The organism is Allobrachymonas sp. (assembly GCF_041912815.1).
Taxonomy (GTDB): Bacteria; Pseudomonadota; Gammaproteobacteria; order Burkholderiales; family Burkholderiaceae_C; genus Brachymonas.
In genome coordinates this window covers 1-14,746 of the sequence record NZ_JAYRLV010000019.1, presented here as the reverse complement: position 1 = coordinate 14,746, position 14,746 = coordinate 1, and the positions used below count along the sequence as shown (strand labels likewise).

At 63.0% G+C, this 14,746-nt stretch carries 12 protein-coding genes and 2 tRNA genes; 10 read left to right on the top strand and 4 right to left on the bottom strand.

The features are described from left to right. Window positions 1-86: 86 nt before the first annotated feature. From rsmB to ACE3P9_RS11115, 6 genes are all read left to right on the top strand, one after another. Window positions 87-1,613: a 16S rRNA (cytosine(967)-C(5))-methyltransferase RsmB gene (rsmB, locus tag ACE3P9_RS11140; protein WP_374494219.1), complete on the top strand. Its 1,527-nt coding sequence runs from the start codon at window positions 87-89 to the stop codon at window positions 1,611-1,613. Window positions 1,614-1,794: 181 nt separating this feature from the next. Then, the gene (locus ACE3P9_RS11135; RefSeq protein WP_374494217.1) at window positions 1,795-2,373 is read left to right on the top strand and encodes a DUF4390 domain-containing protein; all 579 of its coding nucleotides are present in this window, start codon (window positions 1,795-1,797) and stop codon (window positions 2,371-2,373) included. A 30-nt stretch (window positions 2,374-2,403) separates the two neighbouring features. Further along, complete coding sequence (locus ACE3P9_RS11130) at window positions 2,404-4,905, top strand: ATP-binding protein (protein WP_374494215.1); 2,502 nt, start codon at window positions 2,404-2,406, stop codon at window positions 4,903-4,905. A gap of 146 nt (window positions 4,906-5,051) precedes the next feature. Then, window positions 5,052-5,807: a response regulator gene (locus ACE3P9_RS11125; protein WP_374494213.1), complete on the top strand. Its 756-nt coding sequence runs from the start codon at window positions 5,052-5,054 to the stop codon at window positions 5,805-5,807. Window positions 5,808-5,905: 98 nt separating this feature from the next. Beyond that, window positions 5,906-5,981, top strand: a tRNA-Phe gene (locus ACE3P9_RS11120). Window positions 5,982-6,218: 237 nt separating this feature from the next. After that, entirely contained in the window at window positions 6,219-7,616 is a 1,398-nt protein-coding gene (locus ACE3P9_RS11115) for a GntP family permease (protein WP_374494212.1), read from the top strand. Between the two features lie 117 nt (window positions 7,617-7,733). Here ACE3P9_RS11115 and ACE3P9_RS11110 read toward each other — a convergent pair. Then, window positions 7,734-7,820: transfer RNA gene (locus ACE3P9_RS11110), tRNA-Leu, on the bottom strand. 88 nt (window positions 7,821-7,908) lie between these two features. On the opposite strand from ACE3P9_RS11110, the gene cysM reads away from it, so the two are divergent. Further along, complete coding sequence (gene cysM / locus ACE3P9_RS11105; protein WP_374494210.1) at window positions 7,909-8,820, top strand: cysteine synthase CysM; 912 nt, start codon at window positions 7,909-7,911, stop codon at window positions 8,818-8,820. An 82-nt stretch (window positions 8,821-8,902) separates the two neighbouring features. Next, the gene (locus ACE3P9_RS11100; RefSeq protein WP_374494209.1) at window positions 8,903-9,139 is read left to right on the top strand and encodes a sulfurtransferase TusA family protein; all 237 of its coding nucleotides are present in this window, start codon (window positions 8,903-8,905) and stop codon (window positions 9,137-9,139) included. Window positions 9,140-9,426: 287 nt separating this feature from the next. Here the strand turns inward: ACE3P9_RS11100 and ACE3P9_RS11095 are convergent, their stop codons facing one another. Continuing rightward, window positions 9,427-9,885, bottom strand: a complete 459-nt coding sequence (locus tag ACE3P9_RS11095; protein ID WP_374494207.1) for an OsmC family protein — start codon at window positions 9,883-9,885, stop codon at window positions 9,427-9,429. A 124-nt stretch (window positions 9,886-10,009) separates the two neighbouring features. Continuing rightward, window positions 10,010-10,660 (bottom strand): 2-polyprenyl-3-methyl-6-methoxy-1,4-benzoquinone monooxygenase, encoded by a 651-nt coding sequence (gene coq7, locus ACE3P9_RS11090; RefSeq protein WP_374494205.1) that lies wholly within the window; start codon window positions 10,658-10,660, stop codon window positions 10,010-10,012. A 316-nt stretch (window positions 10,661-10,976) separates the two neighbouring features. On the opposite strand from coq7, the gene ACE3P9_RS11085 reads away from it, so the two are divergent. Together ACE3P9_RS11085 and ACE3P9_RS11080 are read left to right on the top strand one after the other, a co-directional pair. Next, entirely contained in the window at window positions 10,977-12,014 is a 1,038-nt protein-coding gene (locus ACE3P9_RS11085; RefSeq protein ID WP_374494203.1) for a porin, read from the top strand. A 248-nt stretch (window positions 12,015-12,262) separates the two neighbouring features. Beyond that, a complete protein-coding gene (locus tag ACE3P9_RS11080) occupies window positions 12,263-13,726 on the top strand; it encodes an OmpP1/FadL family transporter (protein ID WP_374494201.1) in 1,464 nt (487 codons plus the stop codon). An 84-nt stretch (window positions 13,727-13,810) separates the two neighbouring features. Here ACE3P9_RS11080 and metK read toward each other — a convergent pair. Continuing rightward, a partial coding sequence (gene metK / locus ACE3P9_RS11075) for a methionine adenosyltransferase (RefSeq protein ID WP_374494200.1) occupies window positions 13,811-14,746 on the bottom strand: 936 nt, incomplete at its 5' end.

Below are 14,746 nucleotides of genomic sequence, written 5' to 3'. Positions count from 1 at the left end.
AGGTCTTTTTTTTGGCATGATCGACCGTACCCCTGTGCTGCAGACCGTCCTGATCCGTGCGCGCCCGCACAGCCTCTTTCTTGCCCTTGTTCTCCGTTTCGATGAATACCTCGCCGACACCTCCTTCCAGACCTCTGCGTCCGCACCGGTCCGGCCCTGGCCGCACCTCCCCCCGCACGCAGGAGGCTGCGCGCACCGACGCACGCGCTTCCCAGGGAGTGCCCCTGTGGCAGCAGCTGCAGGAGGCGGCGCGGGTGCTGCAGGGAGTGCAGACCGGCAGCAGTGTCTCGGTGCGGCTCGAAGCCGTGCCGGAACCCCTGCGCCCCGGTGTGCAGGCCCTGACCTATGCCGTGCTGCGGCATCTGGGAGAGGCACGCTGGCTGCGCGACCAGCTGGTGCCCCGGCGTCCACCACCTGCAGTCGATGCGCTCCTGCTCGTGGCGCTGGCCCTGGCCGCGCGCATGGACGGAGGAATGGCGGGAGAGGTGGGCGCCCAGTACACGGCCTTTACGCTGGTGAACCAGGTGGTGGAGGCAGCCAAGCGACAGCCGCGCGCGCGGGCTCAGGCGGCGCTGATCAATGCGGTGCTGCGCCGCTTCTTGCGGGAGCGGGAACACTGGATGGAGGCCCTGTGCCAGGCCAGTCCGCGCCAGCAGCCTGCCCTGCTGAACGTGCCGGGGTGGTGGTGGCAGCGTCTGGAAAGAGAGCATGGGGCGGAGGTGGCAGAATGCATCGTGCGCGAAAGTGCCACGGCGGCACCCATGACCCTGCGCATACATCCCCGTGCAGGCACGCCCCGCGAGTATCTGGAGCATCACCTGCGGCCAGCGGGGCTCGATGGGGTCTGCAACGGTGCGCATGGCGTGACCTTGCAGCAGGCCGTGCATGTGTCCCGGTTGCCCGGCTTCCAGGAAGGCTGGGTGTCGGTGCAGGATGCCGGCGCGCAGCTGGCGGCGCCCCTGCTGGTGCAGGCGCTGCAGCAGAGCCTGCCCGCACTGTCACGTCCATGGACCGTGCTCGATGCCTGTGCCGCGCCTGGAGGCAAGACAGCCCATCTGCTGGAGCTCGGGGTAGAACAGGTCACCGCTCTGGATGTGGATCCGGCGCGGTGCACCCGCATCCACGACACGCTGCAGCGGCTGGGAGTGCAGGCCCGGGTGCAGGCAGCCGATGCCGCCGATCTGGCAGGGTGGTGGAAGGGCGAAACCTATGATGCGATCTTGCTCGATGCACCGTGCACGGCGTCGGGCATCGTGGCGCGGCATCCCGATGTGGTCTGGCTGCGCCGCCCCGAGGACATCGACGCCCTGGCCCGGCAGCAGCGCCGCCTGCTGGAGGCTCTCTGGCCGCTGGTCAAGCCCGGGGGCGTGCTGCTGTATTGCACCTGCTCGGTCTTCACGGAAGAGGGCGCAGCCCAGCAGGAGGCGTTTCTTTCGCACCACAGTGAAGCAGCCGCCCTTCCGGCGCCGGGGCATTTGTTGCCACTGCACCTTTCGTCGTCTCTGGATGAAGGGGACAATAGCCCCCACGACGTGCACGGAGGGGTGAGCCTCAAGCCTCCGCTGCGCGATCATGACGGATTTTTCTATGCCCTGTTCCGCAAGACTCCCTGAGCGTTCCTCTGCGACGAACGGAGTCCGGCAGCGGGGCTTCCTTGTGTGGCACGTGTCTTTCGCAGCGTTTTCCTCCTCCCTTCCTCGATCTGACCGCACGGCGCAGAACGGCAGTCGCAGCCGTGCGGGCCAGTGTCGCGGTGTCGGCGCCTGGCGTGCCCGTCTTCTGGCGCTGGTTCTCATGGCGCTGTCCCTGTGGGGGACGCTGGGGTTCACCCAGTCGGCGCAGGCGGCTTCGGCTGCCTTCAGCGATGTGCGCTTCGAAATGGCGGGCGATGCCGTGCGCATGACCGGCAACATCCGCTTCACGCTCTCGGAGCCCGTGCAGCAGACCCTGCTCAAGGGCGTGCCTGTGTACTTCGTCTTCGAGACCGACACCACCGTCAACCGCTGGTACTGGACCGACCGCTCGCTCTACAGCCATCGCCGCTACATGCGGCTCGCCTATCTGCCGCTGCTGCGTAAGTGGCGGGTCAATGCCAGCAACGAGCCCTTCAGCCGGGGATCCACCGGTGTCGTGCTCAATCAGAACTTCGATTCGCTCGCCAGTGCCCTGTCCGTGATCCAGCGCATCTCCAACTGGCAGGTGCTCGACAAGGAAGACTGGAGCAGCGATGCGCGCTACACGGTCCAGGCCCGTCTGCGGCTCGACACCTCCCAGCTGCAGGGCCTGCTGCAGATCGGGGCAGGCAGCGCCGACTGGCATCTCGACGTCCAGCGCAACTTCCGGCTGACGCAGCAGGACCTCTCCCGGTCCTGATCCCGGATCGGCCATCCTGCGGGGATCTGCATGCTGCGCACCTTCTTTCAGTATTGGCGCAATTCGCGCAACATCCGGTGGGGCGTCACGGTAGGGGCCGCCCTGACCGTCGCCATGTCGCTGGTGCTGATGTTCCTGCTCGCCCAGGCCACCAACGACCCCGAAGCCTACGAGCGCAACTTCCAGACCCTGCTGGTGGCCAATCTGGTCGTCGGATGCATGCTCGCGGCCGTGGTCGGCTGGATGGGCTGGCGGGTGTGGAAGCGCTTCCGGCGCCGCAAGTTCGGCAGCCGCCTGCTGCTCAAGCTGGTCGCCGTGTTCACTCTGGTCGCCAGCGTGCCGGGGGCCCTGACCTACCTCGTGTCCTATCAGTTCGTGACACGCTCCATCGAGAGCTGGTTCGATGTGCGCGTCGAACACGCGCTCGATGCCGGCCTGAGCCTCGGGCGCAATGTGCTGGATGCGCTCACGGCCGATACCGCCAGCAGGACGCAGGCCGCCGCTACCCAGCTCGGGGTGGCACAGCCTTTTGGCCTGGCCCTGACCCTGGAACAGCTGCGGGTGCAGCAGAATGCCGATCAGCTCATCCTGTGGGACCAGAACGGCCAGCGCATCGCCAGCGCTGGGATACAGTCCTCCACCCATGCCTTGCCGGCCCCCACCTCCGACGTGCGCGCCGCGCTGCGCACCAAGCCCGTCTACACGTCGCTCGAAGGGCTCGACGATGCAGGAGATGCCTCTACCTCCTTTGCCCCCGACAGCCCTGCGGCCAGCACTACCCCCGCCGCGACCCCCCGCACGATCGACAAGGCTCCGGCCGCGCGCATCGTGGCCTACAGCCTCGTGCGACCGGGCCAGTTCGGACTGCTGGATCAGGCCTGGGTGCTGGAAGTCGTCAAGGCCGTCCCCCCCGAGCTGCTGCGCAATGCACTCGTGGTGCAGGACACCAACCGGGAATACCAGGAACGCGCCCTGGCGCGCACCAGCATGCAGCGCATGTTCATAGGCACCCTCACCCTCACGCTCATCCTGGCCGTCTTTGGGGCTGTGCTGCTGGCGGCGCTGCTGGCATCCCAGCTCACTCGCCCTCTGTTCATGCTGGCCGAAGGCGTGCAGCAGGTGGCCGAAGGCAATCTGGGCCCCAAACCCATCTACCAGGGGCATGACGAGCTGGGCACCCTGACCCACGCCTTCGCGCGCATGACCCAGCAGCTGGCCGACACCCAGCAGGCACTGCGCAGCAGCGTGGTGGAGCTCGACGCATCCCGCAGCGAACTGCAGACCATACTCGACAACCTCAGCACCGGTGTTCTCATGCTGCGGGCCAACGGATGCATCGTGTCGGCCAACCCTGCAGCCACCCGCATTCTGGGACAGGAGGCGGCTGCGCTCGAAGGCCACACCCTGGGCAGTCTGCCCGGCATGTCCCGGCTGGGCGAGGTCGTGCAGCAGCAGTTCGACAACCTGCAGGAACCTTCCGGCGACTCTGCTGTCGTGGCTGCCGTTTCCGCACCCTCTGCCGCCCAAGCGCTTCAGGTAACGCAGGAGGCCGCTGCTCCTGCGACTCCGGGCGCCGGAGAGGCAGCACCTGCCGCCCGATCCTCTTCCCCCTACTGGCAGCAGACCCTCGAACTCAATCCCGCCGAGCACGAAGGGCTGCAGCACGATGCCATCACCCTCGTCCTGCGCGGAGCCACCCTGCACGACGCCGCCATCCCCGACGCGCGCCTGCTGGTCTTTGAAGATATCTCGGCCATCGTCTCCGCACAGCGCACCCAGGCCTGGGGAGAGGTGGCACGGCGCCTGGCACACGAAATCAAGAATCCCCTCACCCCCATCCAGCTCTCGGCGGAGCGTCTGGAACTCAAGCTCATGCACACCCTGCCCGAGAAGGAGCAGGCCGTGCTGCGCAAGTCCGTGCGCACCATCGTCGAACAGGTCGACGCCATGAAGCGGCTGGTCAACGAATTCCGCGACTATGCGCGCCTTCCTGCTGCCCAGCTGCGCCCCCTCGATCTCAACGGCCTCATCACCGACATCCTGCATCTCTACGGCGACGAGAACGCCACCGTCCCCATCCGGGCCGAACTCGATCCCGGGTGCATGCCCGTGCTCGCCGATGCCGCACAGCTCCGCCAGGTCATACACAACCTCGTGCAGAACGCACAGGATGCGCAGGAGCAGGCCGGGCGCGCCAGCGAACCTGTGCTTCTGCAGACCCAATGGCGTCCGGCCAGCCGCCGGGTGCGCATGAGCATCCTGGATGCAGGGGGAGGCTTCCCGGACAACATCCTGCAGCGCGCCTTCGAGCCCTATGTCACCACCAAGGCCAAGGGAACCGGGCTCGGACTGCCCGTCGTCAAGAAGATCGCGGACGAACACGGTGCCAGCCTCACCGTCACCAATCGCGTGCAGGACGGGCAAGTCATCGGCGCCCAGATCTCCCTCATCTTTCAGGCTGCAGATGGCGTCGAATCCACCGCAGCCAGCACACCCCGCAGCGCATCGTCCCCGGAGACGCCTTCCGCCTGAACATGAATGCACGGCCCTACAACACAGGCCGTCTCACAGGGGGATTTTTTGCATGGCGGGAAGTCCATACCCCTTTCGCGGATGGGGCAAATTCCCTGTATCATTGGCGCAACATCCCGCGTATTTGTGGAAAGGCACCCATCGAGATGGCGAACATTTTGGTAGTCGACGACGAGCTTGGCATCCGGGAGCTGCTGTCAGAGATCCTCAACGATGAAGGCCACACCGTGGACCTGGCGGAAAACGCTGCACAGGCGCGCAAGGCACGGCTGGAAAATCATTACGACCTGGTTCTGCTCGACATCTGGATGCCGGACACCGATGGGGTCACTCTGCTCAAGGAATGGGCAGGGCAGGGCCTCCTCACCATGCCGGTCATCATGATGAGCGGACATGCCACGATCGAGACCGCGGTCGAGGCCACCCGCATCGGGGCGCTCTCCTTCCTCGAAAAACCCATCACCCTGCAGAAGCTGCTCAAAGCGGTGCAGCAAGGCCTGCAGCGTGAGGCAGCTCCAGCTGCGACCGCTGCAGTTCCCGTCATTGCCGCTCCCGCACCGGTCGCGACCGGTGGAGCCGTGGCGGGAGGGCAGATTCCTGCAGGCATCGAGCAGCCTGTCCTGCCGGTGCAGGCGGCGCCGGTGGCCTATGTCCAGTCTTCCCTGGCAGCCACATCCCCTGCAGCCAGCGGCCCCGTTTCCTCGCAGAGCTTCGATCTCGATCGTCCTCTGCGCGAGGCACGCGACATCTTCGAGCGCGCCTACTTCGCGTTTCACCTCCAGCGCGAGAACGGTTCCATGACCCGCGTGGCCGAAAAGACAGGGCTTGAACGCACCCACCTCTACCGCAAGCTCAAGCAGCTGGGAGTCGACATCGGCCGCGACAAGAAGGCCGCCAGCTGACACTGTCGGGCACCGCAGCATCCTGATACTCACAGGGGCAGGCAAATTTTCACTCCGTTTTTGTAAACCTCTTTTTTGACGCTATAATTTCAGCTTCAGGCTCGGTAGCTCAGTTGGTAGAGCAGCGGATTGAAAATCCGCGTGTCGGTGGTTCGATTCCGCCCCGAGCCACCAGATCAGGCGCCCTGCATTCACAAGATGCAGGGCGTTTTGTTTTTCATGCCGTCCAGTCATCGCATGCGCCCGGCATGCCATGGCGAAAATCCTTGCCCTACACCGGGAGGATTCTTTCGCACAGGCGGGTATACACCTACCCGGTGCACGATCATTCGTGCAGGCAGCTCCTGATAATGAATTGCATTCCGACGGATGCTGCTGTGAGTGGCATCCGTTCCTCATGGAGGTTTAAAGATGCAATTCCTGATCGTGCTGGCAGCCCTGTGCTTCCTGATGTTCGTGGCCTATCGGGGCTACAGCGTCATCCTTTTCGCACCCATCGCCGCCCTGGGGGCCGTGCTTCTCATCGATCCCCATCTGGTGGCACCCATGTTCACCGGCCTGTTCATGGACAAGATGGTGGGCTTCGTCAAGCTCTACTTCCCGGTGTTTCTGCTGGGAGCCGTCTTCGGCAAGGTCATCGAGCTCTCGGGATTTTCCAAATCCATCGTGGCCTGGGTCATCCGAGCCATCGGTCACCAGAGGGCCATGTTGGCCATTGTGCTGGTCTGTGCGATCCTGACCTATGGAGGGGTCTCGCTGTTCGTGGTGGTCTTCGCGGTCTATCCGTTCGCCGCAGAGATGTTCAGACAGAGTCAGATTCCCAAGCGCCTGATCCCCGGCACCATTGCACTGGGGGCCTTCACGTTCACCATGGATTCGCTGCCGGGCACTCCCCAGATCCAGAACATCATTCCCACCACCTTCTTCAAGACCAACATCTACGCGGCCCCCTGGCTGGGCATCATCGGGGCCCTGTTCATTCTGGGGTGTGGCCTGGTCTATCTGGAGTGGTGCCGTCGCCGTGCAGCACGTGCGGGTGAAGGCTATGGCACCGACCTGGTCAACGAGCCGGCACCCTTCGAGCATGAGCGCCTGCCCAACGCCTTCATCGCGCTGCTGCCCCTGCTCATGGTAGGCCTGATGAACAAGGTGCTCACAGTCTTCATTCCCCAATGGTACGGTCCTTCGGTCTCTTTCGCGTCTGCCGTGGTGGGCAAGGCCAAGCCCGTGGTGCAGCAGGTGGCGCCGATTGCTGCCGTATGGGCCGTGGAGGGGGCGCTGCTCATCGGCATCGCCACGGTGTTCGTGTTTGCGGGGCGTACCGTGGCGCGCAACTTTGCCGACGGAACCCGCACGGCCATCGGCGGTGCCTTGCTCGCCACCATGAACACCGCTTCCGAATACGGATTCGGTGCCGTCATCGCAGCCCTTCCCGGCTTCCTGGTCATTGCCGACGCGCTGCGCACCATTCCCAATCCGCTGGTCAACGAGGCCATCACCGTCAGTGCATTGGCCGGCATTACCGGATCGGCATCGGGGGGCATGGGCATTGCGCTGGCAGCCATGGCCGATACCTTCATTGCCAATGCGCAGGCAGCCGGCATTCCCATGGAAGTGCTGCACCGGGTCGCCGCCATGGCCTCCGGCGGCATGGATACCCTGCCACACAACGGAGCCGTCATTACCGTGCTGGCCGTGACGGGCCTCACGCACCGGCAATCCTACAAGGACATCTTTGCCATCACCTGCATCAAGACCCTGGCCGTCTTCGTCATCATCGCCGTGTTCTATATGACAGGGTTGGTCTGATCAGGGCCGCCGATGGGGGGCAGGGGGCGGGCAGCAAGGCCGTGGCTCTCCCTCATGACGCAGAAAAGCCTGCATGTACCGCTGCTTCAAAGGCGGTGCATGCAGGCTTGTCGTGTCTGGTGCCGAAGGCCGGAATCGAACCGGCACGGTGTTGCCACCGGCAGATTTTGAATCTGCTGCGTCTACCAATTTCGCCACTCCGGCAGGAGAAGTAGAATGGACTGATCATTATGACACAAGCCATGGGGCGCCCTTGTCTGTGTGCACCCGGCGTGGCTACAGCACTTTTCTCATGCGTTCTCCCCGTTATCCCACCATCGAACAGTTCATCGGCAAGACCCCTCTGGTGGCCTTGCAGCGTATCGGAGCGGCCGAAAATGCCGCCCGCAACAACATCATTCTGGGCAAGCTCGAAGGCAACAACCCTGCCGGTTCGGTCAAGGACCGGCCTGCACTGTCGATGATCGCCAAGGCAGAAGCACGAGGAGATATCCGTCCCGGAGACACCCTGATCGAAGCCACGAGCGGCAACACGGGCATTGCCCTGGCCATGGTGGCAGCCATCAAGGGCTATCGCATGATCCTCATCATGCCCGAGGATCTGAGCATCGAGCGCGCGCAATCCATGCGGGCCTACGGAGCCGAGCTGATCCTTACCCCCAAGAGCGGAGGCATGGAATACGCCCGTGATCTGGCCATCCAGATGCAGGCCGAAGGCAAGGGGCGCGTGCTCGACCAGTTCTCCAACCCCGACAATCCGCAGATCCACTACGAAACCACAGGGCCTGAAATCTGGTCCGACACCCGTGGGCGTGTCACCCATTTCGTCAGCGCCATGGGCACCACCGGCACCATCACCGGGGTGGCGCGCTATCTCAAGGAGCGCAAGCCTGCTGTGCGCATCGTCGGTGCCCAGCCCGCCGAAGGATCCCGCATCCCGGGAATCCGCAAGTGGCCTGAGGCCTACATGCCGGCCATTTACGACGCTGCCGTGGTCGACGAACTGGCCTATGTGACCCAGGATGATGCAGAAGACATGTGTCGCCGCCTGGCACGCGAAGAAGGCATCTTCGCCGGCATTTCGGCAGCGGGCGCCTGTGTGGTGGCCCAGCGCCTGGCTCAGCAGGTGCGCAATGCCACGATCGTGTTCATCGTGTGTGACCGCGGGGACCGCTATCTCTCGACAGGGGTGTTCCCTGCCTGACCGGGGAGCATGAGGCCGGTCTTCGCCTGCACGCCGAGGGGATGAGTGCCCTCGGATTTCTTTTTTCCGATATCCACGCATCATGAACGCCACCCCCATCGACCAGGAACTCGACACCTCGGGTCTGACTTGCCCCATGCCCATCCTCAAGGCCAAGAAGGCACTGGCCGGCATGGCCAGTGGACAGGTTCTCAAGGTCATCACGACCGACCCCGGCGCCCTCCGCGACTTTCAGGCATTTGCCCAGCAGACAGGGCATGCCCTGCTGAGTCAGCAGCAGGAAGGAGCGCAGGCAGTGCACCTTCTGCGCAGGCGCTGACACCATCCATCCTGCAAACAGCAAAAAAAACCTCCAGATCTCAATCGAAACCTGGAGGCTGAATCCACCTGATAGGAGGGTGGAGGAGACAACTATTGCATGAAACTGAATATGCAACACTTTCAGTGTAGCAAGAAGATGCTGCACTGCACAAGTGATATGTGACATTTGACACGACACCTGCATAAAAGGCGAGAAATGTCAGCAAGCTGTCATTTTTTCACCACATCTTGGAAACGCGGCAAGAAAGCCCGGGCCACGGCCCGGGCGGGCAGAAATCTGCGCATTCAGCTTGCGGTGGTGTCGGTCAGGGTATAGCCCGTGGTGATCTCGGCCGACTTGCCCAGCATGATGCTGGCCGAGCAGTACTTGTCATGGCTCAGTGCAATGGCGCGCTCTACCGCACTGGCCGGAATGCCCCGTCCGCGCACATCAAAGTGCAGATGAATGCGCGTGAACACCTTGGGGTCGATTTCCGCACGCTCTGCCTGCAGCTGCACGGAGCAGCCTTCGATGGCATGCCGGCCCCGCTTGAGGATCAGCACCACGTCATAGGCCGTGCATCCTCCCAGACCGGCGAGCAGCAATTCCATGGGACGTGCCGCCATGTTGCATCCGCCATTCTCGGGCTTGACCGAATCCGGTGCTCCATCCATCGGGACCACGTGTCCACTGCCGGTTTCGGCCACGAACCCCATTGCAGACCGGGTGGCAAGTCCCCCCGTCCAGCTCACCGTGCATTCCATGCTGTCCCTCCCGTGAATTCATTGCGTGTGATGTGAAGCCATGGCGCACCATGGCCGCCCGTGCCTCCAGGATGAGGCACTTGTGGGATGTGGCGCCGCAGTGGGGTGATATATCACCTCGCCGTCAGAGCCGGTGCGCCACGGTGGTCATGATACGGGCCGCCATCCGCATCAGTGCAGGAAGGGGAAATGCCAGCGGCGCTCCTCCTGCCTTCAGGGCCTCGTCGGCGTGGCGGCGTTCGTCGGCTTCCATGCGGGACACCACGCGCCGGGAGGCCGCATCGTTTTCCGGGAGCCGATCGAGATGGGACTGCAGGTGCGCCTCCACCTGGCGCTCGGTTTCCACCACAAAACCCAGGCTCCGGGCATCCCCCTGCATCCCCATCAGGCATCCCAGGGCAAAAGCGCCTCCGTACCACAGCGGGTTCAGCCAAGACACATGGGTGCCCAGGTCCTGGATTCGGGCATGGGTCCAGGCCAGATGGTCCATTTCCTCCTCGGCAGCATGCAAAAAATGGGCGCGCAGCGCAGCATTCGAAGTCACGAGCGCCTGGGACTGGTACAGGGCCTGTGCGCACACCTCTCCCACATGGTTGACCCGCATCAGCGCGCCGGAGAGCGCACGTTCCTCAGCCAGCAGGCACGTGTCATGGGCTGCAGGCGGGTCCCCCTCGTCGGCAGGGGAGGCGGTGCAGCCTGAGGGCGGGGCGCATACCGTGCGCAGACCGGCGTCGGCAGCGCTCAGCCAGCGATCCAGAAGAGAAAGATGTCGCATCAGCAGGAATCTCAAAGAGGCTATGAGCAAGGAAATGGGGACCTCTGCGGGGGGCTTTTACCCCATGAGATCCGCAAAAATGGATCGTACAAAGCGGGAAAACAAGGGTGTGTCCCTTGTGCAACAGTTGTGTTGTCGACCTGCAACGCGATGCAGATAAAAGGCTGATTTCCTTTGCAGACCCCCTCAAGGTCTGGTGCAATAGAACCAACTTCCGAAAAGGAGGTTGGCCCGGGGAGTCGGGGTCCGCACCGAGGCGCAAGCCGCGCGAACCTGCCACACCGGCGCCCCATGTTTAACCTTGGAGAAACTTGCAATGAAAAAATCTCTGCTCGCACTTGCCGCCCTGGCTGCCGCTGGCGCTGCTTCCGCTCAGTCTTCCGTGACCCTGTACGGCATCGCCGACATCAGCGGTGGCTACAAGGAAGTGAATGTCGATGGTGCAAAAACCAAGACGACCGGTGCCAACGTTGGCAACCTGAGCGGCAGCCGCATCGGTTTCAAGGGTGCTGAAGATCTGGGCAACGGCCTCAAGGCTGTGTTCAACTACGAATTCGGCATCGACTCTGCTCACGGCAACTGGACGGATAGCAAAAACCTGAACAACGAAGGTTCTAGCTCTACCTCTACTCGCGAAGCTTTCGTGGGCCTGGAAGGCAACTTCGGTCAAGTGCGCGTCGGTACCACCGATACCCCGGTGCGTAACCTGGCCATTGCTGGTACCGCTGACGGCTACAGCGATTTCGACACCACCACCCTGCGCGCTGTGCAACGTGCTTCCGGTGTCCATTACTTCGGCAACTTCTCCGGCGTGGGCATCCAGGCATTTGCTGGCTACCACAAGGATGAAAGCCTGGGCACCACCACCAACAACTACAAGGGCTATGGCCTGGGCCTGAGCTACGCCAACGGTCCTCTGCTGGTTGGTCTGGCTGCACAACAGTTCAAGCAATCTGAAGCTCCCACGTCCAAGAAGACTGAAGCTGTTGTGGGTGGCACTTACGACTTTGGCACTGCCAAGGTGTTTGCCAACTACGTGTACGGCAAGGTGGGTGTTGACGGCAACTTCAACACCGCATATGCCGGCGTCTTCGACAAGGTTCAAGAACTGAACCTGGGCGTGACCGTTCCTTACGGTGCAGCTTCCTTCGTGGCTGAATACGGCCGCAACCGTTACAACCTGGCTGGCACGAACGAAAAGTTCAGCGGCAATGACTTCATGATCGGCGCCAACTATGCCTTCAGCAAGCGCACCGACGTGTATGTCCGCGCTGCTCAGCAAGAAGACCTCAAGGACGGTGACGTCAAGCTGTGGACCCGCACGTACGCTGCTGGTATTCGTCACAAGTTCTAATTCACAGCTGGCCTAGCCAGCTTGGATGACGACTTGTCAGGCCACCCCTTCGGGGGTGGCTTTTTTTATGGGCGTTGTGTTGCTGTCACATTCGAACGATCGTGCGGGAATACACGGAGTTACGTTTGCGGAGGGCTTCTTTAGAATTCAGGCTCCTGAGCAAGGGAGTCTCCAAAGCATGCACCATGCAGGTGCTGGATGGCGTGCCCTTGCTCGTTGCACCATGACATGATGAATGGAGACAAGCGATGCGCAACAAGGCATTCGGGTTCGCACTCAAGGGAAGCATGCTGTGCGTGCTGGCGGGCTGGGCAGGGCAGGCCGCTCTGGCGTCGGGCTATCACTTCGGCACGCAGTCGGTCAGTGAACAGGCTACGGCCAATTCGTCTGGCGCCGAGGCAGCGAATCCCTCCACCATTTTCTACAACCCCGCCGGCCTGACCTATCTGCCGGGGGTTCAGTTCGGGGGCAGCCTGAATCTGGTGGCTCCCACCGTGAAATACAGCAATGCGCAGGCCAAGTACCCAGGAGGGACGGCAGTGCAGGGACAGACCAGCGGAAAGATCACCAAGGATCTGGTGGCTGCACCTCACCTCTATGGTTCTTGGCAGCTCAATGACCGCTGGACGGCTGGGCTGGGTATCTATGTGCCCTTCGCATCGGAGACCGAATATGACGGCAATTCGGTTCTGCGCTACAACGTCAACCGCACCAAATTGACGTCCATCGACATCAATCCCACCATCGCCTACAGGCTGACCGATCGCCAGTCGGTGGGCTTCGGCCTGATTGCCCAGTACAGCGATGCAGAGCTGCGGCAGTATGCCAACTGGGGGCCTCTGGCTGCGACCGATCCCCGCGTGCAGGCGGTGATGCGCGCCAGGGGGCGTGCCAATCCCAATGGCATGCTGGACGGGGTGGCGAATGTCAGTGGCAATGACTGGGGGTTCGGCTTCAATGCCGGCTGGCTGTGGGATGTGACGGATGCGGTGCGCATTGGTGCCAGCTACCGGTCCAAGATCTCGCATACGCTGAGTGGCACGACGGAATGGTCGGTGGGGAGTGATGCACTGGGGATCGGCAGCGCCGTGCTGCCGGCGATCCGTGCGGCAGGGTATGCAGCCTCCGAGGGCACCAAGGTGAAGATCGTCACGCCCGAGTCGCTGTCCCTGCACGGCATGTGGAAGGTCAATCCGGTGCTCAACCTGTTCGGTGATGTAACCTGGACCCGCCATTCCCGCTTCAACCAGCTCAACATCCAGTATGACAACGCCAAGATGGTGGCCAATGCGGTCTCTGGGGGTGTCACGACCGCCAGTGCAACCACGATTGCCCCTCTGTGGCGGGATACGTACAAGGTGGCGATCGGGGCGAGCTACCAATACAGCGATCCGCTGCAGCTCCGCTTCGGGATTGCCTATGACCAGTCGCCGGTGCGCAGCGCGGATACGCGGTTGAGCACCATGCCGGACAACGACCGCATCTGGCTGTCGACCGGGTTCAAGTACGATCTCAACAAGCATGCCAGCCTGAACATGGCCTACAGCTACATTTACATCAAGCCGGGTTCGGCCAATGTGAATGGCTACTGCGGCAGTTCGGTGGCTTCCGGCGCGGGGGCGACGAGCTGCGTGTCCAGCCGCACGAATGGCAGCGCGGACTACAACAGCCACGCGCATATTCTCGGCATCGCCTATACCTACCGGTTCTGAAGAAGCCCTGGACATTCCACGGCCCCATGGCAAGAAGGCCCCTCTCTGGAGGGGCCTTCTGCATGGAGAAGGGCGGGGAGCGTGTCAGGTCAGTCCGGCAGCTGCGCGGAGAACGGCCGCACGGTCAGTCTGCTCCCAGGAGAATTCCGGCTCGTTGCGGCCGAAGTGGCCGTAGGCGGCCGTCTTGCCGTAGATGGGGCGCTGGAGCTTGAGCATCTCGATGATGCCCTTGGGGCGCAGGTCGAAGTGCTCCTGTACCAGCTGCTCGATGGCCTGGTCGGGGATGACGCCGGTGCCTTCTGTGTAGACGGTGATGTTGATCGGGCGTGCCACGCCGATGGCGTAGGACACCTGGACCTGACATTGACGCGCCAGCCCGGCTGCCACCACGTTCTTGGCGACGTAGCGCGCTGCGTAGGCTGCCGAACGGTCGACCTTGGTCGGATCCTTGCCGCTGAAGGCGCCACCCCCATGGGGGCAGGCTCCGCCATAGGTGTCGACGATGATCTTGCGCCCCGTCAGGCCGCAGTCCCCCTGCGGGCCCCCTACGACAAAGCGGCCGGTAGGGTTGATCAGGTACTGGGTGTCGACGAGCCATTCCGTCGGGATGACGGGCTTGATGATCTGCTCGATGATGGCTTCGTTGAATTCGGGCTTCATGCGGTCGCCCACACTCATGTCCGGATGGTGCTGGCTGGAGATGACGATGGTCTGGATGCTGTGGGGCTTGCCGTCGACATAGCGCATGGTGACCTGTGCCTTGGCATCGGGGCGCAGGAAGGGCAGTGCACCACTCTTGCGCAGGGCGGATTGCCGCTCCATCAGCCGGTGGGCATAGTGGATGGGCGCAGGCATGAGTTCCGGAGTTTCGTCGCAGGCATAGCCGAACATGAGGCCCTGGTCGCCCGCGCCGATGTTGAGGTAGTCGTCGCTGGCTCGGTCCACGCCCTGGGCAATGTCGTTGCTCTGCTTGTCATAGCCCACGAGCACGGCGCAGCCCTTGTAATCGATGCCGTAGTC

What these genes read in the sequence shown, in the direction of transcription:
- cysM (WP_374494210.1), top strand. Translation starts at nt 7,909, where the DNA reads ATGCGTTCTCCCCGTTATCCCACCATCGAACAGTTCATCGGCAAGACC.
- ACE3P9_RS11130 (WP_374494215.1), top strand. Translation starts at nt 2,404, where the DNA reads ATGCTGCGCACCTTCTTTCAGTATTGGCGCAATTCGCGCAACATCCGG.
- ACE3P9_RS11085 (WP_374494203.1), top strand. Translation starts at nt 10,977, where the DNA reads ATGAAAAAATCTCTGCTCGCACTTGCCGCCCTGGCTGCCGCTGGCGCT.
- ACE3P9_RS11080 (WP_374494201.1), top strand. Translation starts at nt 12,263, where the DNA reads ATGCGCAACAAGGCATTCGGGTTCGCACTCAAGGGAAGCATGCTGTGC.
- ACE3P9_RS11115 (WP_374494212.1), top strand. Translation starts at nt 6,219, where the DNA reads ATGCAATTCCTGATCGTGCTGGCAGCCCTGTGCTTCCTGATGTTCGTG.
- ACE3P9_RS11100 (WP_374494209.1), top strand. Translation starts at nt 8,903, where the DNA reads ATGAACGCCACCCCCATCGACCAGGAACTCGACACCTCGGGTCTGACT.
- coq7 (WP_374494205.1), bottom strand. Translation starts at nt 10,660, where the DNA reads ATGCGACATCTTTCTCTTCTGGATCGCTGGCTGAGCGCTGCCGACGCC.
- ACE3P9_RS11135 (WP_374494217.1), top strand. Translation starts at nt 1,795, where the DNA reads ATGGCGCTGTCCCTGTGGGGGACGCTGGGGTTCACCCAGTCGGCGCAG.
- ACE3P9_RS11095 (WP_374494207.1), bottom strand. Translation starts at nt 9,885, where the DNA reads ATGGAATGCACGGTGAGCTGGACGGGGGGACTTGCCACCCGGTCTGCA.
- ACE3P9_RS11125 (WP_374494213.1), top strand. Translation starts at nt 5,052, where the DNA reads ATGGCGAACATTTTGGTAGTCGACGACGAGCTTGGCATCCGGGAGCTG.